The sequence below is a fragment of the Bradyrhizobium archetypum genome, assembly GCF_013114835.1.
Classification (GTDB): Bacteria; Pseudomonadota; Alphaproteobacteria; order Rhizobiales; family Xanthobacteraceae; genus Bradyrhizobium; species Bradyrhizobium archetypum.
On sequence record NZ_JAAVLW010000009.1, the window covers coordinates 228,223 to 249,333 of the forward strand.

Annotated in this window: 27 protein-coding genes; 12 read left to right on the forward strand and 15 right to left on the reverse strand. The window is 62.5% G+C overall.

Translation table 11 applies throughout. The features are described from left to right. Positions 1-155: 155 nt before the first annotated feature. Positions 156-1,121, forward strand: a complete 966-nt coding sequence (locus tag HCN50_RS27825; RefSeq protein ID WP_171713085.1) for an NAD-dependent epimerase/dehydratase family protein — start codon at positions 156-158, stop codon at positions 1,119-1,121. Positions 1,122-1,405: 284 nt separating this feature from the next. Here HCN50_RS27825 and HCN50_RS27830 read toward each other — a convergent pair whose 3' ends face one another. Then, positions 1,406-2,365: a D-2-hydroxyacid dehydrogenase family protein gene (locus HCN50_RS27830; RefSeq protein WP_171713132.1), complete on the reverse strand. Its 960-nt coding sequence runs from the start codon at positions 2,363-2,365 to the stop codon at positions 1,406-1,408. Positions 2,366-2,490: 125 nt separating this feature from the next. Beyond that, positions 2,491-2,685, reverse strand: coding sequence for a hypothetical protein (locus HCN50_RS27835; protein ID WP_171713086.1), 195 nt, complete (start codon positions 2,683-2,685; stop codon positions 2,491-2,493). Positions 2,686-2,915: 230 nt separating this feature from the next. Here HCN50_RS27835 and ettA point away from each other — a divergent pair, with 230 nt between their 5' ends. From ettA to HCN50_RS27850, 3 genes are all read left to right on the forward strand, one after another. Then, positions 2,916-4,565 carry an energy-dependent translational throttle protein EttA gene (gene ettA / locus HCN50_RS27840; protein WP_171713087.1) on the forward strand — a complete coding sequence of 550 codons (1,650 nt, stop codon included), beginning with the start codon at positions 2,916-2,918 and terminating at the stop codon, positions 4,563-4,565. A gap of 128 nt (positions 4,566-4,693) precedes the next feature. Beyond that, positions 4,694-5,278 (forward strand): TIGR00645 family protein, encoded by a 585-nt coding sequence (locus HCN50_RS27845; RefSeq protein ID WP_171713088.1) that lies wholly within the window; start codon positions 4,694-4,696, stop codon positions 5,276-5,278. A 31-nt stretch (positions 5,279-5,309) separates the two neighbouring features. Continuing rightward, positions 5,310-6,536, forward strand: a complete 1,227-nt coding sequence (locus tag HCN50_RS27850) for a lytic murein transglycosylase (protein ID WP_171713133.1) — start codon at positions 5,310-5,312, stop codon at positions 6,534-6,536. A gap of 212 nt (positions 6,537-6,748) precedes the next feature. On the opposite strand, the gene HCN50_RS27855 is transcribed toward HCN50_RS27850, so the two are convergent. Then, positions 6,749-7,021, reverse strand: coding sequence for a hypothetical protein (locus tag HCN50_RS27855; protein WP_171713089.1), 273 nt, complete (start codon positions 7,019-7,021; stop codon positions 6,749-6,751). 232 nt (positions 7,022-7,253) lie between these two features. Further along, a complete protein-coding gene (locus HCN50_RS27860) occupies positions 7,254-7,568 on the reverse strand; it encodes a hypothetical protein (RefSeq protein ID WP_171713090.1) in 315 nt (104 codons plus the stop codon). A gap of 181 nt (positions 7,569-7,749) precedes the next feature. Here HCN50_RS27860 and HCN50_RS27865 point away from each other — a divergent pair, with 181 nt between their 5' ends. The 3 genes from HCN50_RS27865 to bfr all read left to right on the forward strand — a co-directional run bounded on the left by HCN50_RS27865 (position 7,750) and on the right by bfr (position 9,092). Then, positions 7,750-8,016, forward strand: a complete 267-nt coding sequence (locus HCN50_RS27865) for a hypothetical protein (protein WP_171713091.1) — start codon at positions 7,750-7,752, stop codon at positions 8,014-8,016. 179 nt (positions 8,017-8,195) lie between these two features. Further along, on the forward strand, positions 8,196-8,474 hold the full coding sequence (locus HCN50_RS27870) for a (2Fe-2S)-binding protein (protein ID WP_171713092.1): 279 nt from the start codon (positions 8,196-8,198) through the stop codon (positions 8,472-8,474). A 132-nt stretch (positions 8,475-8,606) separates the two neighbouring features. Next, positions 8,607-9,092, forward strand: coding sequence for a bacterioferritin (gene bfr / locus HCN50_RS27875; protein WP_171713093.1), 486 nt, complete (start codon positions 8,607-8,609; stop codon positions 9,090-9,092). Between the two features lie 171 nt (positions 9,093-9,263). On the opposite strand, the gene HCN50_RS27880 is transcribed toward bfr, so the two are convergent. From HCN50_RS27880 to HCN50_RS27900, 5 genes are all read right to left on the reverse strand, one after another. Next, positions 9,264-9,866 carry an MSMEG_1061 family FMN-dependent PPOX-type flavoprotein gene (locus HCN50_RS27880; RefSeq protein ID WP_171713094.1) on the reverse strand — a complete coding sequence of 201 codons (603 nt, stop codon included), beginning with the start codon at positions 9,864-9,866 and terminating at the stop codon, positions 9,264-9,266. A gap of 68 nt (positions 9,867-9,934) precedes the next feature. Beyond that, a complete protein-coding gene (locus HCN50_RS27885; protein ID WP_171713095.1) occupies positions 9,935-10,288 on the reverse strand; it encodes a hypothetical protein in 354 nt (117 codons plus the stop codon). Positions 10,289-10,435: 147 nt separating this feature from the next. Further along, a complete protein-coding gene (locus HCN50_RS27890; RefSeq protein WP_171713096.1) occupies positions 10,436-10,801 on the reverse strand; it encodes an MmcQ/YjbR family DNA-binding protein in 366 nt (121 codons plus the stop codon). A gap of 23 nt (positions 10,802-10,824) precedes the next feature. Then, positions 10,825-11,886, reverse strand: coding sequence for an alpha/beta fold hydrolase (locus tag HCN50_RS27895; protein WP_171713097.1), 1,062 nt, complete (start codon positions 11,884-11,886; stop codon positions 10,825-10,827). Between the two features lie 99 nt (positions 11,887-11,985). Then, entirely contained in the window at positions 11,986-12,225 is a 240-nt protein-coding gene (locus tag HCN50_RS27900) for a DUF2188 domain-containing protein (protein ID WP_171713098.1), read from the reverse strand. Between the two features lie 130 nt (positions 12,226-12,355). On the opposite strand from HCN50_RS27900, the gene HCN50_RS27905 reads away from it, so the two are divergent. Continuing rightward, positions 12,356-12,622 (forward strand): DUF2277 domain-containing protein, encoded by a 267-nt coding sequence (locus tag HCN50_RS27905; RefSeq protein ID WP_171713099.1) that lies wholly within the window; start codon positions 12,356-12,358, stop codon positions 12,620-12,622. A gap of 357 nt (positions 12,623-12,979) precedes the next feature. On the opposite strand, the gene HCN50_RS33830 is transcribed toward HCN50_RS27905, so the two are convergent. From HCN50_RS33830 to HCN50_RS27930, 5 genes are all read right to left on the reverse strand, one after another. Continuing rightward, positions 12,980-13,243, reverse strand: coding sequence for a hypothetical protein (locus tag HCN50_RS33830; protein WP_235977239.1), 264 nt, complete (start codon positions 13,241-13,243; stop codon positions 12,980-12,982). 981 nt (positions 13,244-14,224) lie between these two features. Next, on the reverse strand, positions 14,225-14,572 hold the full coding sequence (locus HCN50_RS27915; RefSeq protein ID WP_171713100.1) for a hypothetical protein: 348 nt from the start codon (positions 14,570-14,572) through the stop codon (positions 14,225-14,227). 96 nt (positions 14,573-14,668) lie between these two features. Next, on the reverse strand, positions 14,669-15,841 hold the full coding sequence (locus HCN50_RS27920) for a cytochrome P450 (RefSeq protein WP_171713101.1): 1,173 nt from the start codon (positions 15,839-15,841) through the stop codon (positions 14,669-14,671). A gap of 151 nt (positions 15,842-15,992) precedes the next feature. Then, positions 15,993-16,760, reverse strand: coding sequence for an SDR family NAD(P)-dependent oxidoreductase (locus HCN50_RS27925; protein WP_171713102.1), 768 nt, complete (start codon positions 16,758-16,760; stop codon positions 15,993-15,995). Between the two features lie 154 nt (positions 16,761-16,914). After that, entirely contained in the window at positions 16,915-17,169 is a 255-nt protein-coding gene (locus HCN50_RS27930; protein ID WP_171713103.1) for a hypothetical protein, read from the reverse strand. 240 nt (positions 17,170-17,409) lie between these two features. Here HCN50_RS27930 and HCN50_RS34840 point away from each other — a divergent pair, with 240 nt between their 5' ends. The 4 genes from HCN50_RS34840 to HCN50_RS27950 all read left to right on the forward strand — a co-directional run bounded on the left by HCN50_RS34840 (position 17,410) and on the right by HCN50_RS27950 (position 19,357). After that, on the forward strand, positions 17,410-17,730 hold the full coding sequence (locus tag HCN50_RS34840; RefSeq protein WP_376700331.1) for a DUF2380 domain-containing protein: 321 nt from the start codon (positions 17,410-17,412) through the stop codon (positions 17,728-17,730). Beyond that, entirely contained in the window at positions 17,652-17,891 is a 240-nt protein-coding gene (locus HCN50_RS34315; RefSeq protein ID WP_171713105.1) for a DUF2380 domain-containing protein, read from the forward strand. The genes HCN50_RS34840 and HCN50_RS34315 overlap by 79 nt, the downstream gene beginning before the upstream one ends. 445 nt (positions 17,892-18,336) lie before the next feature. Next, positions 18,337-18,777, forward strand: coding sequence for a hypothetical protein (locus HCN50_RS27945; protein WP_171713106.1), 441 nt, complete (start codon positions 18,337-18,339; stop codon positions 18,775-18,777). Between the two features lie 34 nt (positions 18,778-18,811). Continuing rightward, complete coding sequence (locus tag HCN50_RS27950; RefSeq protein ID WP_171713107.1) at positions 18,812-19,357, forward strand: HD domain-containing protein; 546 nt, start codon at positions 18,812-18,814, stop codon at positions 19,355-19,357. A 111-nt stretch (positions 19,358-19,468) separates the two neighbouring features. Here the strand turns inward: HCN50_RS27950 and HCN50_RS27955 are convergent, their stop codons facing one another. Then, on the reverse strand, positions 19,469-20,818 hold the full coding sequence (locus tag HCN50_RS27955; RefSeq protein WP_171713108.1) for a lytic murein transglycosylase: 1,350 nt from the start codon (positions 20,816-20,818) through the stop codon (positions 19,469-19,471). Between the last annotated feature and the right edge of the window lie 293 nt (positions 20,819-21,111).

Sequence of the window (21,111 nt, forward strand, 5' to 3'; positions counted from 1 at the left end):
CTGGCGCGCCTTTTTTGTGCCGATACGCGCAACGCCGCTGGGCCGTTCCGGAACAAGTCCAGATTGAAAACGCCCGCCACATTCGCGCTTGAATTCACATTTGCTCCGACTAACTGCCGGCCATTCAGTGTGGGGCAGCAACAGGAGGATTTGAGATGCGGATCTTTGTTGCAGGCGCCACTGGCGCCGTCGGCCGTCCGCTCGTTGCCGCGCTGATCACGGCAGGTCACTCGGTCGTCGCAATGACGCGCAGGGCCGGCAAGGCCGAGGCCATCAAGCGGATGGGCGCGGAGCCCGCCATTGCCGATGGCCTGGATCCCGTAGCCGTCGAGGCGGCGGTGGGTTCCGCAAAGCCCGATATCGTCATCCATCAAATGACCGATCTGGCGGGCATGACCGACCTTCGCCATTTCGATCGCGCCTTCGCAACCACCAATCAGCTTCGCACACGTGGCACCGACTATCTACTGGCCGCTGCGCGCGAGGCCGGCGTGAAGCGCTTGATCGCCCAGAGCTACTGCGGCTGGACCTATGATCGCAGCGGCGAACCGGTCAAGACCGAAGCCGATCCGCTCGATGTCGATCCGCCGGAGGAGCTGCGCCGCACGCTGGAAGCGATTCAATATCTGGAGGGCACGGTTGCCGGCTCGGCGAACCCGGAGGGGATCGTTTTGCGATATGGAGCGTTCTATGGCCCGGACACCGGCATGCTCTCACGGCCGATGATCGATCAGGTACGCCACCGTCGGGTGCCGCTGATCGGCGGCGGTGGCGGACGGTGGTCGTTCATCCACGTGGAGGATGCGGCGTCCGCGGCCGTCGCTGCCATCGAACGCGGCAGGCCCGGCGAAATCTACAACATCGTCGATGATGAACCGGCGCCGGTCAGCGAGTGGCTGCCTGCTCTGGCCACGCTGCTCGGAGCCAGGCCGCCGATTCGCGTGCCGGCTTGGCTTGGCCGGCTGTTCGCCGGCGAGCACGTGGTTTCGATGATGACCGAGGTGCGGGCAGGCTCCAATGCCAAGGCGAAGCGCGAGTTGGGTTGGCAGCCGGCGCATCCGTCGTGGCGTCAGGGATTTGCCGAGGTCGCCAGCGGCGCAGCCACGCAGCACGCCGCCTGAGGAGTTCGTTTGCTCAGGCATGACGAACCAGTCTGATGTGATCCGTCATCTTGCCGCCCAGCCGGCGGCGACACGGACGATCATGCCGACGGCGTCGGCCGGTCCGGGAAGCGCCATTTGCGGTCAGCAGATTGCGGGATGCTGAAGATGTGCCGCTGATTTGCCCGACGTGTCAATGTTCAAAGCTCGATGCCGGCCGCTACCTGCTACTTTGCATGGGGTTGTTTTCTACTTTGCATGGGGTTGTTTTCGATATTTTGGGCTGGCGGCGAGATCGGCCATTCTCAGGCCAGCCGCTGCTTCGGCTCGCCCTTGAACCAGGCGTCGATGCCCTCGACCATCTGCTGATAGTGGTTTCGGAAGCTGTCCTCGGTGACGTAGCCGAGATGCGGCGTCAGCACCATGTTGTCGAGCTTGCGGAAGGGATGATCGACCGGCAGCGGCTCGACCGAGAACACGTCGACGCCGGCGCCCGCGATCTTCTTCTGTGTCAGCGCTTCCAACAGCGCGCCTTCGTCGACGATCGGCCCGCGCGCGGTGTTGACGAGATAGGCGGTCGGCTTCATCCGTGCCAGGTCGGCAGCGCCGACCAGCCCGCGCGTACGCTGGCTCAGCACCACATGGATGGTGATGATGTCGGCGGTCGAGAACAGCTCTTCCTTGCTGACATAAGTGACGCCGATCTCCTTGCACTTCTCAGGCGTCAGATTCTGGCTCCAGGCGATCACGTTCATGCCGAAGGCCTGCGCCAGCTTCGACACTTTGGTGCCGAGCTTGCCGAGACCGATCACGCCGAGCGTGCGGCCCTCAATCTCCATGCCGACATGGGCCTGCAACGGCTCGCCGGCATGCATGCGAGCGTTTTCGCGGCCGATATTGCGGGTCAGTTCAAGGATCAGGCCCATGGTCAGCGGCGCGGTCGGGTCGCGGCCCCATTGCGTGCCGCACAGCACCACCTTGTGGTCCTTGGCCGCCTCCATGTCGATCGCGGCATTGCGCAGGCCCGAGGTGATCAGCAGTTTCAGGTTGGGCAGCGCGGCAAACATGGTGCGTGGGAATGGCGTGCGCTCGCGCATCGCGCAGATGATCTCGAAATCCTTCAGCGCGGCGGCCGCGGCTTCCGCGTTCGCAAACGGCTGGTTGAATACCGTGATGTCGACGCGATCGGAGATTTTGGACCAGTCGGCGACCTTCAGCGCCACGTTGAGGTAATCGTCGAGGATAGCACAGTGGAGCCGCGTCATTTGAGGTCCATTGATGGCGAGGAAGACGGTGGGACGGCCGTCAAAGAAGGTCGCCATGGTTGCGCGCAATCGGGGAGACGCGCAAGCGGACTAAACGCAGGGCAGGCTCAAATAAGCTGAAAAGCTCAGTTCTGATGGCCGAGATGCTTGGCCCGCCAGGCCGGACCGGGGCCGCGCATATAGTGCAGTTCCGGGCGGTACGGGTTGAACGCCTTGGCGACGAACTGGCGCCAGAAGGCGCGGAGTTCTGCCAGCGGTTTTACCAATCCGGCGCTTGCATGAGCCGGAGCGGAAAGAGATACCGAACCGATCGTAGCCATGACGCGGGCCCTTGTTTTCAAGACGCCTTTTCGGCGCTGAAAGCGATTTTTCGCCCGATTTATTAAAAGATAGTTTCAATTGTCGGGACCTCGGCAATCATGGTGTCCATCCCGTATTCATCCGTGGTGAACGGATGGAAAACGCCGCTCCCTCGGTTGCCCTTTGGGGGCTGCGCCGCTACATGAGCGGCAGCAAATTTCCATAAATCCTCCGGTTTCAAGGGATCGCGATGGCTCGCCAGTTCGTCTATTTCATGCAGGGTCTGACCAAGAGCTACCCGACCCGAAAGGTGCTCGATAACATCCACTTGAGCTTCTACCCGGACGCCAAGATCGGCGTGCTCGGCGTCAACGGCTCGGGCAAATCGACCCTGCTCAGGATCATGGCCGGCCTCGACAAGGAATATACCGGCGAAGCCTGGGTCGCCGAGGGCGCCCGGGTCGGCTATCTCGAGCAGGAGCCGCAGCTCGACGCCAAGCTCACCGTCCGCGAAAACGTCATGCAGGGCGTCGCCAAGCAAAAGGCGATCCTCGATCGCTACAACGAGCTGGCGATGAACTATTCGGACGAGACGGCTGAGGAGATGACCAAGCTGCAGGACCAGATCGAGGCCCAAAGCCTCTGGGATCTCGACAGCAAGGTCGACCAGGCGATGGACGCGCTGCGCTGCCCGCCCGACGATGCCGACGTGACAAAGCTTTCTGGCGGCGAACGCCGCCGCGTCGCGCTGTGCCGCCTGTTGCTCGACCAGCCGGAACTGTTGCTGCTGGACGAACCGACCAACCACCTCGACGCCGAGTCGGTCTCGTGGCTGGAAGGCCACCTGCGACAATATCCCGGCGCGATCCTGATCGTGACCCACGACCGCTACTTCCTCGACAACGTCACGGGCTGGATCCTCGAGCTCGACCGTGGCCGCGGCATTCCCTATGAGGGCAACTACTCGTCCTGGCTGGTGCAAAAGCAGAAGCGTCTCGAGCAGGAAGGCCGCGAGGACGCAGCGCATCAGAAGACGCTCGCCCGCGAGCAGGAGTGGGTCGCGTCCTCGCCCAAGGCACGCCAGGCCAAGTCGAAAGCGCGTTACCAGCGCTATGAGGAACTGCTCAAGAAGGCGAGCGAGAAGCAGACTCAGACCGCGCAGATCATCATCCCGGTCGCCGAGCGGCTCGGCGCCAATGTGGTCGATTTCGAGGGCTTGAGCAAAGGTTTTGGCGATCGTCTGCTGATCGACAATCTCACCTTCAAGCTGCCGCCCGGCGGCATCGTCGGCGTGATCGGCGCCAACGGCGCCGGCAAGACCACGCTGTTCCGCATGATCACCGGGCAGGAAAAGCCCGACAAGGGCACCATTACGATCGGCGAGACCGTGCACCTCGGTTATGTCGATCAGTCGCGCGATGCGCTCGACGGCAGCAAAACCGTGTGGGAGGAAATCTCCGGAGGCAACGAGCTGATCCTGCTCGGCAAGAAGGAAGTGAACTCGCGCGGCTATTGCTCGTCCTTCAACTTCAAGGGCGCCGACCAGCAGAAGAAGGTGGGCGCGCTGTCAGGCGGCGAGCGCAACCGCGTGCATCTCGCCAAGATGCTCAAGTCCGGCGCCAATGTGCTGCTGCTCGACGAACCGACCAACGACCTCGACGTCGATACGCTGCGTGCGCTCGAAGAGGCTCTGGAGGATTTTGCCGGCTGCGCCGTGATCATCAGCCACGATCGCTGGTTCCTCGATCGTATCGCCACCCACATCCTGTCCTTCGAAGGCGACAGCCATGTCGAATGGTTCGAGGGCAACTTCCAGGACTACGAGAAGGACAAGATGCGCCGGCTCGGCCAGGACAGCATCATTCCGCACCGCGTGAAGTACAAGAAGCTGACGCGGTAAGCCAATCGGGCGTTTGCGTGATCGCGACTGCGCATGCGCTGCGGCCAGTTGTCGCTTCACAGTGCGGTCAGATTGCGTAGATATAGGGCTCCTTCCGCCATTCGAATCCCTGCAGCGAGCCCTCCCTGATGTCCCTTGCTCCCGAAACACTCTTGCCGCCGAAGGGCGCGAGGTTGCGCCCCGTTCCGATGCTGATCTTCGGCTCGCGCTGGCTGCAATTGCCGCTCTATGTCGGCCTGATCGTCGCGCAGGGCATTTATGTCGTGCTGTTCATTAAGGAGCTGTGGCACCTGTTCGCGCATGCCTTCGACTTCAGCGAACAGCAGATCATGCTGGCGGTGCTGGGCCTGATCGACGTCGTCATGATCTCGAACTTGCTCGTGATGGTGATCGTCGGCGGCTACGAGACTTTCGTCTCCCGGCTCAATCTGCAGGGCCATCCCGACGAGCCGGAGTGGCTCAGCCACGTCAACGCCAGCGTGCTCAAGATCAAGCTGGCGATGGCCATCATCGGCATTTCCTCGATCCATCTGTTGCGCACCTTCATCGAAGCCGGCGCGCTGACCTCGGGCAAGACCGCCTATACCGAAACCGGCGTGATGTGGCAGACCATCATCCACACGGTCTTCATTCTCTCGGCCATCGGCATCGCTGTCGTCGACAGGCTTTCCAATGAAGCGATCGAATCGAGCAAGCAGACGGCCGGCCATTGATGATACGATCTCGCGGCGAGGATTGGCAATGATGGGCGGCCGCGCACTTGTCGCTGGCCTGCTGCTGGCGCTCGTGTTGCATTCGCCCGCCCGCGCCGCCGACGCCGCCTTCACCCAGTTCATCGCCTCGCTGTGGCCGGAGGCGCAGGCAGCCGGGGTGTCGCGCGCCACGTTTCATGCCGAGACGCGCGGGCTCGAGCCAGATTACAAATTGCCCGATCTGTTGCTGCCCGGCCGGCCTCCCACCGGCGCGCCGGCGCAGGCGGAGTTCGTGCAGGTGCCGGCCGACTATGTGAAGGAATCGTCGATCGCACGACTTGCTGCCGAAGGGCAGAAGCTGATGCAGCAGCATCGAACAGCGCTCACCGAGATCGAAAAGCGCTTCGGCGTTCCCGCAACCGTCGTGCTCGCGATCTGGGGCCGCGAGACCGACTACGGCCGCTACCGGCTGCCTTACGACACCTTGCGCGTGGTTGCGACGCAGGCCTATGTCGGCCGGCGCAAGGATCAGTACCGCACCGAATTCATCCTGGCGCTGAAGCTGCTCGGCGAGGGCGCTGTCGCGCGCAAGGATTTTCGTTCGTCCTGGGCGGGTGCCACCGGCCTCACGCAGTTCCTGCCATCAGAATATTACAAGCACGGCATCGATCTCGACGGCGATGGCCGGGTCGACATCTGGCATTCGGTGGCGGATGCGCTGGCTTCCGCCGCGCAGCAGCTCGTCAACAAGGGCTGGCAGCGCGGCGTGCGCTGGGCCTATGAGGTGAAGGCACCCGCCAATGTCGATTGCACGATGGGCGTGCCGGAGGTGACGAAGCCGATCGCCGAATGGCTGCGCTTGGGCTTCGTGCCGGTGCGCGGGCAGAAGCTGAGCGCGGCCGAACTGGCGCAGCCAGCATCGCTGTTGCAGGTCGAGGGCATTTATGGCCCGTCGTTCCTGACGACGAAGAACTACTTCGTCATCAAGGAGTACAATTTTTCCGATCTCTATGTGCTGTTCGTCGGCCACCTCGCCGACCGCATGACAAGCCCGCAGCCGTTCGCAACGCCCTGGTCGGCGTCGACGCAGTTGCGCTCCGCCGATGTCGAAGCCATGCAGCGTCACTTGACGCGCATTGGTCTCTACAAGGACAAGCTTGACGGCAAGGCAGGCATGCAGACCCGCGCGGCACTCGGCGCCTTTCAGAAGTCCGCTGGCCTGAAGGTCGATTGCTGGCCGAGTGACGCGGTGCTGCGCGCGATGAGCGCGGGGCGTTGAGAATTGCTTCCCCTCATGGTGAGGAAGCGCGCAACCGCCGTCTCGAACCATGTGGCCCGACTGGGGCCTTCATCCTTCGAGACGCCGCGGACCCTGTCATCGGGCGAGCATTCGCGTGACCCGTTGGCGGCTCCTCAGGATGAGGAACAGAAAAACAAAAAGCCCGGCCGAACGATCGGCCGGGCTCTTGAGCAACACGCGCGGGTGTCAGATCAGTTGCAGACCTCGACGCGGCGATAGCGCCACTCCCAGCCGTCCCAGAAGCGCTCGCGAACCATGCGGCACGCCGGATAGGGCGCTTCTTCCACATACACCGGACCGCCATAGGCCGGGCGGCTGGAGGCAATCGCACCGCCGATGATCGCGCCGCCGAGCAGGCCGGCCGCCACGCCAGCGGCAACACCGCGCTGTGCGCTTGCAGGCGTCGAGGCAAGCGAACCGGCAATCGTTGCGACCGCGACGAAGGCAGCAAATGTCTTCTTCATGTCCTGGGCTCTCCTGGAGTGGCGCCTTTGGGCGCCGGGTTTAGGGATGACTCACACGCTGTTTCGAACTGCCGCTTCGCTAAAAAAGCGCACATGGGTCAATCGAAAGTAAACGTCCTCAGACGCTCGCCGAAAAAAACGGTTTTTTCGGGCCAAAACGGCATTCATCCCGGAAAAGCTGCGTCCTTTCCGGGATGTTGGGCCGTAAATTTAATGAAGATGAACGGGGCAGCTAGTCGCAAACCCTGACGTTGCGCACCCGCCAGCCATAGCCGTCCCAGAAGCGCTGCCGCTGCCAGATGCAGGATTCGCCGTAGCCAGGATCGGCCACATAGGCCGGGCCGCCATAGTAATGGGGCTCATAGTAGCCTGGGCCGTAATAATAGCCGTTCTGGGATGCAATCGCGCCGCCTACAATGGCGCCGCCGAGCAATCCGGCTGCGACACCCGCGGCCACACCGCGTTGCGCATGGGCGGGAGCGGGAACAGCCACGGCCGAAACGGTCAGAGCCGCGGCGGTACCGAGCGCCATCAATGTCTTCTTCATGGCTTCACCTTTCTTGCGGAGCAAAGGACGTTAGGTCTTGTCCCGGCAAAAGTTCCATATTCCGCTTGAATGATCAATGAACGCCGAGGCCGCCGGCGATGACGAAGACAGGAGGTGAGGCAGGTCACGGTGCGATAATACCGAAAGAATTATTCTCGCCCCCAAAACGCAGGATACAATGATGAGTGGAATGGCAGCATTCATGGTGGCGGTCGGCGGCACGTCGCTGATCTGCTATTTCCTGATGACCCGGGTGCAAAGCCGGAAAGCCCGGCGCGAGGGCGCGAGCAACGGCGCGTCCTCGGGCTTCGGCGCCAATAACAGTTCCGGCACGGATAGTTGGAACCTGTTTTCCTGGGGCGGCGAGAGTCCTTCGTCGCAAGATTCCGCGTCATCCAGCGACGGCGGCGGAGACAGCGGAGGAGGCGGAGGTGGTAGCGGCGATTGATGTCGAAAACGCCGGCAAATCAGCGCCACTTTGATTTACCGCAACACCGCTTTTTAGATTCATTCCAGTATTTCGCCGGCATCAGTTTGGAATTGCTAGAAAATGCGGCTTTTCCTTTTGCATCTCGGAGCAGTCTTCCATATCGATGAGGTCGCATCACCGAGGGTTCTTTCCGTTTCATGATCGTCTGTTCCTGCAACTTTTTGAGCGACCACGATGTCCGTAGTGCCGTAAGTGCATCCACGGACCTGCCGCGAAATCCCAAACAGATCTATGGTTGCCTCGGTTGCAGCGCCGAATGCGGCCGCTGCGCACGCACGATCAAGACGATCATCGACGAAGCGCTTGGCGCCTGCGCCAAGGAGTGCTGCGCCGGTTGCCCGCACAGCCCTGCGGCAAACGACGAGCTCGCCCAGGAAGCTCCGGGTGCGCCTGCGTTTGCGCTCGCGGCCTGCTGAAACCGTCGAAATCCATATCTGCCATTTCCACGAGCTTTTTTCGTGGATCGGTTGCCCTTGGCTCCAAACTGATTTAGAAGCATTCTAAATACAGGTGCAGCCGCGTCTGGCTTGCGAAAATTGGAGTGGACAATGCAGGGCGATCCCAAAGTCATCGACTTTCTCAATAAGGGCCTGCGCAGCGAGCTCACCGCAATCAACCAGTATTGGCTGCACTACCGGCTCCTGAACAATTGGGGCCTTTTGGATTTTGCCAAGGTCTGGCGCAAGGAATCCATCGAGGAGATGGAACACGCCGACAAGTTCACCGACCGGATCCTGTTTCTCGACGGCTTTCCCAACATGCAGGTGCTCGATCCCCTGCGCATCGGCCAGAACGTCAGGGAAATCATCGAATGCGATCTGGCCTCCGAGATCGCCGCGCGCACGCTCTACCAGGAGGCCGCAACCTACTGCCACGGGGTCAAGGACTACGTCTCACGCGACCTGTTCGAAAGCCTGATGAAGGACGAGGAGCATCACATCGATTTCCTCGAGACCCAGCTTGACCTGATCCAGCGTATCGGCCTCGAGCTCTACACCCAGAAGCACGTTGGCGGTCTGGAGAACGGGGATTGAGCTTCTTACTCTCCCCTGGATGGGGTCGGCTCGTATGAGCGAAGCGAGTGCGAGGCGGGGTGGGGTGATCTCTCAACTTGGGCACTGCTGGAGGTGGAGAGACCGTCCCCCACCCCGCCGCACGTTACACGCGCGTCGACCCTTCCCCCTCCAGGGAAGGATAGTTTTTCCCTACAATTGCGTCTTGTAGCGCTCGTAGATCACCGCTTGGCTTTCGCGCTCGCCGAGGCCGGTCTGGTCGTGGATCACTTCGCCGATGCTCGGCATCACCGAGCGCTCGACCCTTTCCGTCGTCCAGAGTTTCGAGCGCATCAGCGCCTTGCCGCAGTGGAAGTAGGCTTCCCTTACGTCGATGCGCAGCACCGCGCGCGGCGGTTTGCCGAACTCGATCATCGAGGCCATCAGCTCCGGGTCAACCGAAACGGCGCCCTTGCCGCCAACGCGCAGCGTCTCGTCGATCCCGGGCACGAAGAAGATCAGCTGCAGGAAGCCGCTTCCCTCGACGATGTTGCGAAAACTGTCGATGCGGTTGTTGCCGGAACGATCCGGCATCAGCAGCAGGTTCGGTCCCGCGACATGAATGAAGCCGGGATTGCCGCCGCGGGGCGAAGCGTCGACGCTGCCGTCCGAGCCTGAAGTGGCCAGCACGCAGAACGGAGACATGCCGATGAACTTCTTGGCGTGGGCATCGATCGCCGGCCGCGCCTTGGCGACAACGCGCGGCGTCGGAGCGGGATAGATCTTGGCGAGGTCAGAGGCAGCAAGATCGGACAAGGGCGGCTCCTTTAGCTTTCGTGACAAAAGACTATCATTCCGCGGCGCGGGCGTCATCTTGAGAGAACTTACACCGCATCCGCCGGCACGAAGCAGTTGATGATGACAGCGCCGCGGTGATGCACGTACCACACCACGGCTTCGCCGATCGGGTTGCCCTGATCGCGTATGATCGCGCGCTCGGGCACCTGCATCCATTGGCCCTCGATCGGCACCCAGTAAGCGTCGGCGCGAACGTCGTAAGCGGTGCGATGACCGTCGGAAACGTCGCAACAGGGCACGCCGTTCGGCGCGATCACGCGCTTGAACCAGGCGCGGATATCAGGCGGGACATGATCGAACTGGCCCCTGTCAATGGCAAGGGCGGCGCTGGCCAATATCGAAAGGCCGGCGAGCAAGGCGAATGATACAAGCCTTCGCATCCGATCCTCCGCTGCGTTGTCTCTTCCTCGCGGTGGCGCATGCCGCCCACGATTCGTAATCTGAGGACAATTCAAGCGGAGCCCGCATGCGGATGCACGCTCAAATAATATGCGATGTGGACGCTGCCGAATTGATGCGGTGCGAAATCATGACTTCTTCTTGATGTGCGCATTGCCTTGAACGGCCGACTTCACCCGTGGCCTCGGCGCGACGTTCTTGAACGCCATGGTGAGCGCGCTCTTGAGCGTCGTCGTATCGGCCTTTGCCAGCAGCACGTTGGTGTTGCCCTGCTTGCCCCAGCCGCCCGGCACCGGACGGAATATCTCTGGTTCGGCCTCGACCAGCATCGATTGCTGCTCGGGCGTGAGCTTCACCATGCCCCACTTGTCGTCAGGATAGCCGAGCGTGGCGAAGATGCGCTTTCCCGCGCGGAAATCCGCGTGGCCCTGGTGCGCGCCTTCGAGCGCTCCAGGAAGAGCCAGCGCCGCACGGCGGAAGCGAGTCCATGACATCGCGAGTTCGTCCGACGCGCCGCCTACATCGCCCGCTGCGGCGCACTCTGCAGCAATTCCTCCAGTTCCTTCTTGTAGAACTTCGCATTGCCGGTGGTAAGATGGCCGCGCGTCTCGCTGGAGGCGGGGATCAGGAGCAGGCGGCCGTTCTTGACCCGCTTCATCGCCGCCTCGGTGACGCCGGTCTCGGGCGGATTGCGCTCGTCGTCGGCTGCGTTGATCAGCAGCAGCGTCGCCTCGATCTTCTCGAGCGAAGGCGCGGGATTGTAATCGTGCGAGGCCTCCCACTGGTAGATGAAATCATTGGCATCGGCGGTGATGGCGTTCGCCAGACGCTCGTCGACCATCTTGTCAGCCTTCGCGGCGGTCGGTGCCAACGCCTGATAGGCCAGCGTGCCGCCGCCGGTGGCGATGCCATAGGCGTTGATGGCGTATTTCATCATGCGGGGCTGGGTAGTGTAGTTGCCGCCGTTGTAATCGGGATCGTTCCTGATGGTCTCCAGCATCATCCGACGCAGCATCCAGTTACGCGCCGCCATCTCGGTCGGCTGCGAGGCCATCGGCACCAGCACATCCATGAACTGCGGATATTTGCCGCCCCAGATCCAGGTGTGCATGCCGCCCATCGAATTACCGATCACGAGTCGCAGATGTTTGACGCCGAGGCCTTCGGTGACCAGCCGATACTGCGCATCGACCATGTCCTCATAATTGTATTTCGGAAAATTGGTCTTCATGCCGTCGGAGGGCTTGGACGATTTGCCGTGGCCGATCCCGTCGGGGATGATGATGTAGTACTTCGTCGCATCGAGCGGTTGGCCGGGCCCGAACAATTCACCGCCGAAGGTCGCCGTCAGCATGCTGGCCGCCGAGCCGCCCGAGCCGTGCAGCACGAGAACGGGTTGTCCGGTCGGCTCGCCGATCGTGGTGTAGTGCAGGTGCAATTCCGGCATCGTCTCGCCAGTGTGGAATCTGAAGTCCTTGGCGATCCAGTCGCCCTGTTTCGGCGCGGGATAGTCGGCTGCGAAGGCGGTGATGGATGTCAAGGCGAGGACCGCCGACAGGGCTGCGCAGGACAGTTTCATGATGATTCTCCCCAGGGGCCGCGGCTGTCTTGTGCGCCGCTTGCGGGGAACCTTATCACACCGGCGAGTTCCATCGCCAGATCGGCGTATGCGCGCCGCCTAGCCCTCCACCTCGGTTTCCGGCCGGTCATTGCCGGGGGCGGTCTCCGAGCGCCATTTTCCGTCCTCGGTTTCGTATTCGATCACTTCCGTGCGGCCCGGCACCCGCTGCTCGGCGGCGGCACGCCGGGCGGCAGCTAGCGCCGCGGCGCGGTTCGGAAACGGCTCGGAAAACACGCCATTGACGGTGTAAGCCCAGCCGCCGTCATGTTCGACGATCTTGTAGGTCACGTGAGTCATCGGGAACTCGCCATTTGCAGGTGGCGACGGAGGTAAACGCGCCGCGCAATCCGTGAGAGAATAGGTCACGCTGTCGGATTTTGCACCGCCCGTTCGTCCTTGATCGACGACCTCTGCAGACGAGTGAATCATGTGCCGTAACATCAAGACCCTGTTCAATTTCGATCCCCCGGCCACGCATGCCGAGATCCACGCTTCCGCGCTGCAATTCGTGCGGAAGCTCTCCGGCTTCAACTCGCCGTCGCAGGCGAACGCCGAGGCGTTCAACCGCGCCGTTTCCGAAGTGGCAGACAGCGCGCGGCGCCTGCTGGCCTCGCTGCAGACCAACGCCCCGCCGCGCGACCGCGAGGTCGAGGCCGAAAAGGCGAGGGAACGTTCGCGGGCGAGGTTTGGCTAGGGTCTGTAGTCATAACGACGTGTCGGCTTCTGACGGCCAAGCGGACAGCTTCTGATCGGTTACAGCGCTACCGCTCGTGACCCCAAGGCGGACATCTTTTGCGTCGGGGCAAGCAGCCTTTAGGCGTCCGGAAGGCCGCCGCCTCGCCGGACCGATTTCATCCTCGACCACCTTAGTTCAATGTTTGCAACCTCAATTTTAGCGATCGATCGGCTTGGCGTTCGAATACGTGCATCGCTAAACTACCGAGAGGAGACGGCTTGCCCTCATTGTCCTTGCCCGTAGCGCTCCACTTGGCTGTGCCGAATACGACCTTATGGTCTCCGCCGGCGTCGATCAGCTCCAACTTGTGACCCGTCACACCGTTCGCGAAAAGTCCGGCAAAGAACTCTCGATCTCCGCCGGACCCGATGCGACCTGACGTGTCGGCGGCATCAGTTTTGCCGTCGCGACATAGGAGGCACCGATGGCTTTCGCGTCGTGCTTGTTTATCCGGCCATTGATTTCCATGAGGGAAGAGGTGCAGGCGGTGGTACCTTGAACGGCACCTTCACCTCGCAAATCCATATCGCGCGCCGTGACACCGCAAATGCAGCCGGTCACAGATGCGCCGAACTTCAACCATCATTACCCGCTCTGCGACGGAGTGTTCATCATGGCTCTGCTGGTTGCCGGAAGACTCCATCCAATAGTTCGCGGAACAGCAGTTCCGGGGAATTACCGTCAACAACATTGACGAACGGGAGGGCGGCACCGGACCTTTCCATATCAGTTAGTGAACCGCACGAATTAAGTAGTAGCTGACGCCACCTATCACGATGACGGCAGGAACAGCCCACATGATGAATACTGGCATTTGCGCCTCCTTCGTATTTGCCACATTGAGGAACGCCGCCGTATTTCCACTTGTTCCCCGCTCCTGAACGTGACGGATTTGCCTTGGCGCATCTTGGTTGCGGTGCACGGCGTCACAGACCGGGAAAAAATGGAAAATCCTCGGAACGTGGATCATTCGGCGGAAGTTATTCGCATGTTGTTTGAGTGGGGTTGGAATTGAAAATCGGAGAGGCAGATGGACGGACGACAGGAGGCGAGAATAGTGGGTTTGGCGCTTTCGGTGATCTACGTCGCGTGTTTGCTGTTCGCCGCAATGGCCTAGATGAACCTGGGGGCGCAAATGCCTTTACAGCTTGCGACCGCTGCAGTGGCAATGCTTTTCGTAGCCGCTCTCCTGAGTAGTAAGTCGGTCGTCGAACAGCCGTACGAGCTTGCTCATGCTTCGATGATCGTCCAACTAGAACATCAGGTGAAGTCAAAAAGGACGGGTCGCCCGGACACGTCGCGCATTGCATTGATCTCGGCTCCCGGCCCTTAGTGGAAGATTTGCGGCCGGAGCCTGCCAGCTTCCGGCAATTTGGCCCCCATGAGCCGGCCCATGATCGTTACCGGCCGAGAGGTCGGTCTTGGCGCTTGGCGGACCACGGGAATGCCTCGGGACAAGGACAAATCCGCTTCTGGTCCAACTCGGACCTCTGCGTGAGGTCTGCTGGTTTCTGTAGAAGCTTCGAGCGTAGCGGCAGCCTTAGTGCGATGGTGCAGACATCATACCAGCCGAAGAGCCAACTGGCGTTCGGCATCGATGTGGCTTTGCACGAAATCCGTCAAGTGCTCCGGCACCGGCACGCCATCTATATCACAGCGCATCTGGATCTCAGCCGCGATGTCAGAAGAAACATCTTCGGACCAGTGTTCGAGCGTGTTGAACGCCACGATGCGGACGGGGCTGTTGTATTGGCCGGACAGTAGATCGCCGATGATGGTTTCAAGGTCGGTCTTTTCGATCTCGGTTTCCCGGTAAACGGTCCCGTTGGAAAAGCTGTCTACGACGAGGTAGACAGTTTCATCCGCTCCATAAGGCACCATACCGGGTGACCAGCCAGTGCTTGGCATGTGCGCGAATCCTGCAACTCACGCGATTCAAGCGTCGCCGCGCCGAGCGGTTCCAATTTTGGTGCTATTTTTTCCCGAATCTCAGTCCGTGCGCCTTCAGGTCGCATCCCATCTTACCGGCAGATTGAGCAATCCGCGGAACGCCCAGCCGCCGATCCGCACCGGTTCGCGCTCGTCCAGCCGCAGGCCCTTCAGCCACGCGAAGAGGCTCGGCAGCGCGACATCGGCCACCATGGCGCGGGAGGCAAAGGCGCCGGCGCAATAATGCGGACCGGCGCCGAAGGCGATGCTCTTCTGGGTGTCGCGTGTGATGTCGAAGCAATCCGGCTCGGGGAAGCAGGCCTCGTCGCGATTGGCCGAGCCGAACATGAAGAACACGCGGTCCTCCGGCTCGAACTCGACACCATGATACGTCCACGGCTTGGCGACGCGGCGCGGCGACATCTGGATCGGCGCGATCCAGCGCGCATATTCCTCAAACACGTCGATCCACTTGGCTTTTCCCTCGCGCACCAGCGCGAGCTGTTCGGGATGCGTCAATAGCGCCCAGGTCGCGCCTGAAATCGCATCGCGCGGCTCGTTCTGCCCGCCCGAGATCGCAAGCTTGATGTTGGCGCGGATGCTGTCCATGTTCTGGCCGGCTGCCAGAAGCACGCTCAGGATCGAGGTGTTCGGGTGCTTCTTCACGACCGGAATCATGTCGTCGATCGCGGCATCGATGCCGGCCGTGGCGGCGTGGCAGCGCGCCTCGACCTCCTTGTTGCCGGTATAATTGGCGATGCCGTCGATCATCGCCTGCGACCATGCATCCATGTCCTGGTAGCGCATGTTGGTCAGCCCGGTGACGTCCTTCAAGCACTCGGCCGACAACGGCAGCGCGAACGCCTTGCATAGATCGGCAGCGCCCGTCGGCACGAGTTCATCGAGGATACGGTCCGCGTGAGCCTGGAACTGGCGGATCCAGGTGTCGCGCACGGTGCGCGGCGACACGGCGGGAAACATCGCCTGCCGCTCCGTCATGTGCGCTTCACCATCCTTGCGCATCATGTTGTGGCCCATCAGCAGATTCATCAGCCCGTTCGGCTGGTGCGAGGAAAACACGTCGATGCGCTTCTCCTGCGTGAAGATGTCGTCGCGCCGGGTAAACACGGTCGAACCGAGCTGCGGCACGAAGGCGATCGGCGCCTCTTTCCGCATCCGCGCGAGCGCCGGGTAGGGGTCGGCCCAGAAGGAGGGGATGTCGATGTCGAAACGCGGGGCGTTGGACATGGGAGTGGTCCGTTACGGTGATCGGCAGTAATGAAACAGGAATGTCATTGCCGGGCCTGACCCGGCAATCCATCCCCTTCATGAAGACTCATTTGAAGAGCGATGGATACGCGGGTCAAGCCCGCCTGTGACGGATGGTGCAGCTACACCATCACACCGCGCGATAGCCGCCGTCGACCATCACGATCGAGCCGGAGACGTAGGCGGAAAGATCGGAGGCGAGGAAGATCGCGGGGCCGACGATATCTTCCGCCGTCCCGGCGCGCCCCAACGGGGTATGGTCCATGAAGGTCTTCACCAGCTCCGGGTTGTTGGCGCGGGCGCTGGCGTTCAGCGGCGTTGCGATGAAGCCCGGGCCGATCGCGTTGACGCGCACGCCTTCCTTGCCGAGTTCGGCGGCGAGCGCCCTGGTGAAGCCGAGCACGCCGTGCTTGGAAGCGGTATAGGCCGGCGAGCTCGGCGTGCGTACATGCACGAAGGACTGGATCGAGCCGATGTTGACGATGCGTCCCTTGCTGGCGCGCAACGACGCAAGGAAAGCATGCGTCACATTGAATACGCCGGTGAGGTTGATCGCGATGATGTCTTCCCAATCGCTGATCACGGCCTCCGGCGCGCCCAGCATGCCGTTGCGGCGGACGATGCCGGCATTGTTGACGAGGATCGAGACCTGTCCGATTTTGTCGGCGATCTCGTTCGCCATGGCAACGCAATCCTCGCGTTTGGCGACATCGAGCGCGAAGCTGTCCGCGTTGCCGCCGGCATCACGTATCTCCTCCGCAGCCTCCACCGCGGCTTTCTCCTCCCGGTCGAGCAGCACGACGCGTGCGCCCTCGTGAGCATAACCGATCGCAATGGCGCGCCCGATGCCGGAGCCTGCGCCGGTGACGACTGCGATGTGATTTTCGAGAAGGGGCATGGGGCGTTTCCTCTTGCTTGGCCTTGCCGGAGGATAGCAAGCGTGCCCGCGCGCACAAGGTGGGAGGCGGTTTCGTGGGGCCGGGCAAAAGTCACCGGGTCGCGCGAATGCGCGACCCGGTGACCCATCCGGGATACAAGAAAGGAAAAACCGCTCAGAACGCGCAGGCGCCGCTGCGCAGCATGCCGTCCTTGAAGACCAGCGCATCGCCGAAGGTCGGTACTTCCGAGCCGACGATCACGGTGAAATTGCCCGGATACGGCACCGTCGGAATGCTCCGGTCCCAGATCTGGCAGAAGCCGGTATCCTGCCAGCGGATCAGGTGATACGCAGCCTCAGCCGGGCTCGACGCGGCAATTGCGGTGAAACCAACAGCAGCAACAGCACAAAGGCCCAAAATACGACGCATCTTCAATCTCCTGTTTCAAGCACGGGGCTTTGGCGCCCGATCACTGATTGAGTAGCGAGGCGGGCGAGAAGGTTCAAAGATGCGGGCGATGGAATCGGTTAGCGAAATCCTTAACCCCTGCTACAAATCGTCTTTAACGGCGCAACGCGAGCGTCGGGGTGAAGGAGACCAGGCATGATGCAAGCAGCATTCTCATCGCGCGCGTTACGCTGGCGCAGCAGCGCAAGTGCCGCGCTGACGATGCTGTGCGCGATAGCCGCATTGTCGTTTCCGTCGGGCGGAGCGCGGGCCGCCGCGCCGATCGCGGTGGCGGTTGCGGATTTCGACTATTTCGACACCTCCGGCGAGGTGGTGGACCAGAGCGCAGCGCATCGCGCCCGCATGGCGTCGTTTGCTACGTTGTTGCGCGATAATCTGGCAGCGCAGGGCGATTATCGCGTGGTCAGAATCGAGTGTCCCGATCTCCTTGCACGGCAACCAGCATGTCGCAGGATGTTTTCATCGCCGCCGCGCGCAAGGCCGGCGCGCGGCTGGTGGTCTATGGCGGTATCCGCAAGATGAGCACGCTGGTGCAATGGGGCGAAATCCAGTTGCTCGATCTCGAAGCCGAGAAACTGTTGATGCGGCGAACGGTGACGTTCCGCGGCGACAACGATGCCGCCTACCGCCATGCCGCTGATTTCGTTAGTGATCAGCTCAAGGAAACCATGCCGAAGCCGTGAGCGAGATCGGCAGGCGGCGCAAATTGCTGAATCAGAGACATGGGACACCTTCGAAGGGCTTGGCGCCTTGAGCCCTGGTGCGCCGCTGCCTCGCTGGAAAGGCAGCGGCGCTGCGCCATGCGACCCGCCGATAGCTTTGAAAAGGCGCGATGCGAAATGGTCGCGGAAGGAGATTGCGGAAGGAGATCGCCGGGCGAATGACTAGCGCGGGATGATCGCGGCAAAGGTAATGCAGTTCACAGGCGCACGCATTTTTGCACCTGCGCAAGTGGTCGCCGCACGCCGACAGGCAGATTTTGATGAAATTGTGTCGTGCCTCGCCACCCCAGCGCCGCTGCCCGGGCCATCAATGCGCTTTGCCGATTCCCCCGATCGGGTACAATCGGCCGGTCACGACTCAATCGGCGCCGCATCCTGGCCGCCAATTCCCTCGGAGAAAATATCCATGAAGATGCCATCCGCCCTTGGTGCCGCCGTACTCGCGCTTGCGGCCTTCGCGGGCGTCACGCTGTCCTCCGCCGCGCGCGCCGACGAAGGTTTCGTGCAGCTCACGATCTACAAGGCGGGCTGGGTGATCGGCGGCTCCGGCGGCAGCGGCGTACTGGATTTCCACGGCCGGCGCTACGCGCTCTCGACCGGCGGCCTCGACTACGGTTTCGTGTTCGGCGGCTCGAAGACGGTGCTGCGCGGCCGGGTCAGCAACATCTGGCGTCCCTCCGATGTCGCCGGCGTCTATGGCGCGGCCGGCGCGGGCCTGGCGATCGGCCGCGGCGCGCGCGCGATCGTGCTGACCAACCAAAAGGGCGCGGTGCTGGAATTGACCGGCCACCAGGTCGGCTTGATGGCGAACGCCGATCTCAGCGGATTAGCAATCACCATGCGGTAGGTTTCGTTGGCGCGGCGGCCTCTGGGAAGGACCAATGAACCGCGATGAGCTAGTCGCAGCCTACACTGCCCCGGGCCGCCACTATCACAACCTTGCGCACATCGAAGACTGTCTCGCCGCACTCGCGCGCGTCGACAATCTATCGGCGCGCGAGCGTGAAATCCTCACCGAAGCGATCTGGTGGCACGATGTCGTCTACGACGCGACGCGCCCGGACAACGAAGAGCTCAGCGCGCAGTTGGCCGAGCAGCATGTCCGCGCCGACATCCGCCACGAAGTAGCCCGCCTGATCCGCCTAACGAGGACGCATCACGTCCAGGCCGGTGACCGCTTGGGCGCGATCCTGATCTCGATCGATCTCAGCATTCTCGGCGCCGATCCCGCGCGCTACGATGCTTACGCGGCGGCGATCCGGCAGGAGTTCATCCATGTGCCGGATACTGACTATCGCGCCGGCCGCGCCAGGGTGCTCGGCCAGTTCGCCGCCCGCCCGGTGATCTTTCCCGATGCAGCCTTTGCCGCAAGATATGACCGCCGGGCCCGCGACAACCTCGCGCGCGAACTTGCGTCGCTGCGCTGACGGGATATGTCGTCATTTTCCGCCGTCATCGCCCGGCTCGACCGGGCGCAATTGAACGGACAGGCCGCGGCGTACTCGATGCCCCGCTTTCGCGGGGAATGACAGCGGCGCCTACCGCGCCGCGGGCATCACCAGGCTGGCGGGCTGCGCCTGGACGCCGGGTCCGCGCATCCGCGCCAAGAGCTCCGCCGTCGGCCAGGAATCCGCCGGCAGGCCGTATTTGATCTGCATCGCCTTCACTGCCGTGCGGCTGAGCTGCCCCATCACGCCGTCGACCTTGCCGACATTGTAGCCGGCGCGCACCAGGAGCTGCTGCAGCTCCTTCAGCTCGTTGAGCGGCAGTTGTGCGACCGGCGCCGATGGCTGCCGCATCGGCGGGGCGCCGGCGATGCGGCTGGCGAGGTAGGCCGCGGTGGTCGAATAGATCAGTGAGTTGTTCCACTCGGTATAGGCGGCGAAATTCGCGTAGGCCAGGAATGCCGGGCCGGTGCGCCCCATCGGCAGCAGGAGCGAGGCCGGCAGGTCGTCGTTCGGCAGCGGCTTTCCGTCGGGATAGGTGACGCCGAGCTGCGCAAACTTGGCGCGCGGCAGTTTGATGGTGAGGTCGGCCTGGTCCCACGGAAAATTAGCCGGCGCGCGAACTTCCTGCAGCCACGGCTCGCCGCGCCGCCACTTCAATCCGGTGGCGATGTAGTTCGCGGTCGAGCCGATCACGTCGGGCGCGCTGCGCAGGAGGTTGCGGTGGCCGTCGCCGTCATAGTCCACCGCATAGGTGAAATAATGCGTCGGCAGGAATTGCGTCTGGCCGAGCTCGCCGGCCCAGGCGCCGATCATTTCGCTTGCCGTGAGATCGCCGCGGTCGATGATCTTCAGCGCCGCGATGGTTTCCTTGCTGAACATCTCCGAGCGGCGGCAATCATAGGCCAGCGACACCAGCGAGCGCAGCGTATGCAGATTGCCGAGCTCGGCGCCAAAACTGCTCTCCAGCCCCCAGAATGCGGCGATCACCGCCGGCGGCACGCCATATTCCTTCTCGGCGCGGTTGAACGCGGCCGCATGCATCCGGATCCGCGCCTGCGCATTCTTTGCCGCGGCATCGGACGCCCTGTTCCGTGCGAACTCGGTGAACACCTGGCCAAATACGCGCTGGCCGCGGTCGCGGTTGACGATGCTCTGGTCGTAGACGAGGTAGGGCGCGGCTTCGGCCAGCGCGCGCTGCGATACGCCCTCGGCCAGCGCCTGCTGCTTCAGATCGGCGAGAAAGCGATCGAACGACAGGCCGTTGTGGCAGGCGGCCCCGCGGAGCGCGCGCGGACCGGCGGTGGGCGGCTGGCCGGGTGTAGGCGCGACAGCCGGCCGGGCCGGCGCGGGACGAAATGGGGCAGGGGCCGGTTGGGCGATGACGAGAGATGAAAGGGACAATGACACCGCGGCAGCAAGGAGAAGTCTGTGAAGCGGCATCAATGTCTCCGGCTCAGGGGTGCGTAGTGTGGGCAACGCGAAAGCGTGCCCACCATTTCAAAGCAACAGAACCAGTTCAACCCAGATGGTGGGCACGGCGCAAGTGCGCCCTTGCCCACCCTTCGCCTCGGAGCAATCCGGTCCCGCAAGCCCCGCCGCGCGCATAGGAGCCTGCCGTATCGGCCTGACTCGCAGACTGTTCCAACCGTCCATCCCCGTGTAGGCTTAACCCGCATTGCCGGGCCGCGATAAGGCCGTCGTCGATAAGGGGCAGGCAGGAATAAGGGAGATGG

Excerpts from the sequence above, each read along its gene's own strand:
- HCN50_RS27825 (WP_171713085.1), top strand. The coding sequence starts at position 156 with ATGCGGATCTTTGTTGCAGGCGCCACTGGCGCCGTCGGCCGTCCGCTC.
- HCN50_RS27830 (WP_171713132.1), bottom strand. The coding sequence starts at position 2,365 with ATGACGCGGCTCCACTGTGCTATCCTCGACGATTACCTCAACGTGGCG.
- HCN50_RS27835 (WP_171713086.1), bottom strand. The coding sequence starts at position 2,685 with ATGGCTACGATCGGTTCGGTATCTCTTTCCGCTCCGGCTCATGCAAGC.
- ettA (WP_171713087.1), top strand. The coding sequence starts at position 2,916 with ATGGCTCGCCAGTTCGTCTATTTCATGCAGGGTCTGACCAAGAGCTAC.
- HCN50_RS27845 (WP_171713088.1), top strand. The coding sequence starts at position 4,694 with ATGTCCCTTGCTCCCGAAACACTCTTGCCGCCGAAGGGCGCGAGGTTG.
- HCN50_RS27850 (WP_171713133.1), top strand. The coding sequence starts at position 5,310 with ATGGGCGGCCGCGCACTTGTCGCTGGCCTGCTGCTGGCGCTCGTGTTG.
- HCN50_RS27855 (WP_171713089.1), bottom strand. The coding sequence starts at position 7,021 with ATGAAGAAGACATTTGCTGCCTTCGTCGCGGTCGCAACGATTGCCGGT.
- HCN50_RS27860 (WP_171713090.1), bottom strand. The coding sequence starts at position 7,568 with ATGAAGAAGACATTGATGGCGCTCGGTACCGCCGCGGCTCTGACCGTT.
- HCN50_RS27865 (WP_171713091.1), top strand. The coding sequence starts at position 7,750 with ATGAGTGGAATGGCAGCATTCATGGTGGCGGTCGGCGGCACGTCGCTG.
- HCN50_RS27870 (WP_171713092.1), top strand. The coding sequence starts at position 8,196 with ATGATCGTCTGTTCCTGCAACTTTTTGAGCGACCACGATGTCCGTAGT.
- bfr (WP_171713093.1), top strand. The coding sequence starts at position 8,607 with ATGCAGGGCGATCCCAAAGTCATCGACTTTCTCAATAAGGGCCTGCGC.
- HCN50_RS27885 (WP_171713095.1), bottom strand. The coding sequence starts at position 10,288 with ATGCGAAGGCTTGTATCATTCGCCTTGCTCGCCGGCCTTTCGATATTG.
- HCN50_RS27890 (WP_171713096.1), bottom strand. The coding sequence starts at position 10,801 with ATGTCATGGACTCGCTTCCGCCGTGCGGCGCTGGCTCTTCCTGGAGCG.
- HCN50_RS27895 (WP_171713097.1), bottom strand. The coding sequence starts at position 11,886 with ATGAAACTGTCCTGCGCAGCCCTGTCGGCGGTCCTCGCCTTGACATCC.
- HCN50_RS27900 (WP_171713098.1), bottom strand. The coding sequence starts at position 12,225 with ATGACTCACGTGACCTACAAGATCGTCGAACATGACGGCGGCTGGGCT.
- HCN50_RS27905 (WP_171713099.1), top strand. The coding sequence starts at position 12,356 with ATGTGCCGTAACATCAAGACCCTGTTCAATTTCGATCCCCCGGCCACG.
- HCN50_RS27915 (WP_171713100.1), bottom strand. The coding sequence starts at position 14,572 with ATGCCAAGCACTGGCTGGTCACCCGGTATGGTGCCTTATGGAGCGGAT.
- HCN50_RS27920 (WP_171713101.1), bottom strand. The coding sequence starts at position 15,841 with ATGTCCAACGCCCCGCGTTTCGACATCGACATCCCCTCCTTCTGGGCC.
- HCN50_RS27925 (WP_171713102.1), bottom strand. The coding sequence starts at position 16,760 with ATGCCCCTTCTCGAAAATCACATCGCAGTCGTCACCGGCGCAGGCTCC.
- HCN50_RS27930 (WP_171713103.1), bottom strand. The coding sequence starts at position 17,169 with ATGCGTCGTATTTTGGGCCTTTGTGCTGTTGCTGCTGTTGGTTTCACC.
- HCN50_RS34840 (WP_376700331.1), top strand. The coding sequence starts at position 17,410 with ATGCTGTGCGCGATAGCCGCATTGTCGTTTCCGTCGGGCGGAGCGCGG.
- HCN50_RS34315 (WP_171713105.1), top strand. The coding sequence starts at position 17,652 with ATGTCGCAGGATGTTTTCATCGCCGCCGCGCGCAAGGCCGGCGCGCGG.
- HCN50_RS27945 (WP_171713106.1), top strand. The coding sequence starts at position 18,337 with ATGAAGATGCCATCCGCCCTTGGTGCCGCCGTACTCGCGCTTGCGGCC.
- HCN50_RS27950 (WP_171713107.1), top strand. The coding sequence starts at position 18,812 with ATGAACCGCGATGAGCTAGTCGCAGCCTACACTGCCCCGGGCCGCCAC.
- HCN50_RS27955 (WP_171713108.1), bottom strand. The coding sequence starts at position 20,818 with ATGCCGCTTCACAGACTTCTCCTTGCTGCCGCGGTGTCATTGTCCCTT.